Origin of the sequence: Pantoea sp. A4 (genome assembly GCF_000295955.2) — a bacterium.
GTDB lineage: Bacteria > Pseudomonadota > Gammaproteobacteria > Enterobacterales > Enterobacteriaceae > Pantoea > Pantoea multigeneris.
On sequence record NZ_ALXE01000042.1, the window covers coordinates 1 to 1,858 of the forward strand.

Consider the following 1,858-nt stretch of genomic DNA (forward strand, 5'->3'; position numbering starts at 1 on the left):
GGCCGCTTTACGACCCCGGACCCGATTGGGGTAGCGGGTGGGTTTAATCTTTACCAGTATGCGCCGAACCCGAACGGGTGGGTGGATCCGCTGGGGCTGACTCCAGTTGATGCGGCAGGTTATAGTGTTTATGGCTTATTTGATTCCGGAGCGAAAGAGCCTTATTACGTTGGTATTACTGACGATCCATTAAGAAGAGCCGGAGAACACAGAGGAACAGGAAGGTTAAGTTCTGGTTCTGAAATGGTGATATTTGATGATAATGTTAAATATGGACAAGCCAGAGGCTATGAACAGTATTATATTGAAAAATATAAAACAAGAACCGGGACTATAGGAGAAGAAATCTCCTCAACAAATAGAGGGAATAAATATAATTCATTTAATCATGGGAGAACTGACCCCAGAGCTCAGGTATTTAAAGACTCTTTCAATAGTAAGAAAGGTGATTCAGATGGGAGGAGATGTGGATGAGTGATTTTAAATTTTGGGGATGGGATAAAAAACCGAGAACAATGCTACGCTTCGTTAAGCCAGGGGATATATTCTGCTTTAAATTAAATGAGCATAGATATTGTTTTGGTAGAATCATGTCACTGATGACTGTAGGTCATATTGCTGAATTTTTTGATATATCTATGAATTCGCCTGCAGTAAGCGAATCTGAAATTAAGAACTCAAAAAGAACCATCAAGCCTATTATTATAGATACGTACTCTCTATTTGATAAGAAAATAGAAGAAGGAAGTGACTGGAGAATAATTGGCCATCAAGATAACTATACCCCTGAAAATATAGATGATATTTACTTTGCCTTTGGAATAGGTGACTCCTGCAAAAAGAAAGATTTTTTTGGAAATGTCACCCCTATTTCTTCAAGTGAATGGGATCTTCTTCCTAAGTTATCACCAAAAGGTGACTTTGATGTTAAGAAAATATTGAGTGATGTTTGAAAATAAATCCGGGATAGACTTAAAATCTTCCCGGACTTTATTATTTAGCCTTGATTTAATTTAATAAGCCAGCGCATTTATATTTCGTTCATCAATCAGTTTAGCTTGATGGATTTTCTCATACACCTCATTACAGGATTTTAAAATTGGCTATTTTAACAGGTGTCGGCATCAGCCAAATAGATATAGATTTACTAGCTAAACGGTTGTCAGTGGTTCTTCCTGACGATTACAAAAAATTTCTAAGTCATTACAATGGATTTAGAGTATCATCCCCTGATCATTGTGACCTTCCATACAATAATGTAGATAATAACTTCATTTCATTCGATGCTTTATTTGGTCATAAAGTTAATAACGAGAACTATGATATTGAAAACATAAATGATGATATAGTTGACGAATTATCATTCATAAGTAACGCAGTAGTTATTGGTATCGACCCTGGTGATAACTTCTACGTATTGGTTCCTGAAGGAGAAGAATCAGGAGTGTACTATTGGGATAGAACCTGTTTGCATGCTGATGATAAAAAAAATAACCATTCTAGTTTAGGTGAAAAAAACGCCCTTCACCTCTATTTTTATGCCAAAACATTTAATCAATTCTTTGATCTATTGCTAGATCAAACAATAAAAAAAGGGATGACAGTATCCTCAGGGCTATAGTTGCTCTACTTAATGTTTTTATCACATTATCAGCTTATTTGGGCCCCTCCGATAGACTAGCCGTTGAACCCATTACCAGAATGCAAGGCAGATGATACAACGGTGCTACGGGGAGCCCTGCCGCACATAGTGCTACGCCCCGTTCGGCGAGGTCACCAACCCGGTTATCAACAGCATGCCGATGCTGAAAAATCAGGTACATATCCCGCTGCGCTACGCCGGACAGTACGAAGACAG

4 protein-coding genes are annotated in these 1,858 nt (G+C 38.3%); 3 read left to right on the top strand and 1 reads right to left on the bottom strand.

What is annotated here, in order from left to right:
* From B880_RS0117655 to B880_RS0117665, 3 genes are all read left to right on the top strand, one after another.
* On the top strand, positions 1-474 hold a 474-nt coding region (locus tag B880_RS0117655), incomplete at its 5' end, for an RHS repeat-associated core domain-containing protein (RefSeq protein ID WP_017348780.1).
* Complete coding sequence (locus B880_RS0117660) at positions 471-953, top strand: immunity 26/phosphotriesterase HocA family protein (RefSeq protein ID WP_017348781.1); 483 nt, start codon at positions 471-473, stop codon at positions 951-953. The genes B880_RS0117655 and B880_RS0117660, both read left to right, overlap by 4 nt.
* Positions 954-1,099: 146 nt before the next feature.
* Positions 1,100-1,621: an SMI1/KNR4 family protein gene (locus B880_RS0117665; protein WP_017348782.1), complete on the top strand. Its 522-nt coding sequence runs from the start codon at positions 1,100-1,102 to the stop codon at positions 1,619-1,621.
* 34 nt (positions 1,622-1,655) lie between these two features.
* Here the strand turns inward: B880_RS0117665 and B880_RS27140 are convergent.
* On the bottom strand, positions 1,656-1,858 hold a 203-nt coding region (locus B880_RS27140), incomplete at its 5' end, for a hypothetical protein (protein WP_237761027.1).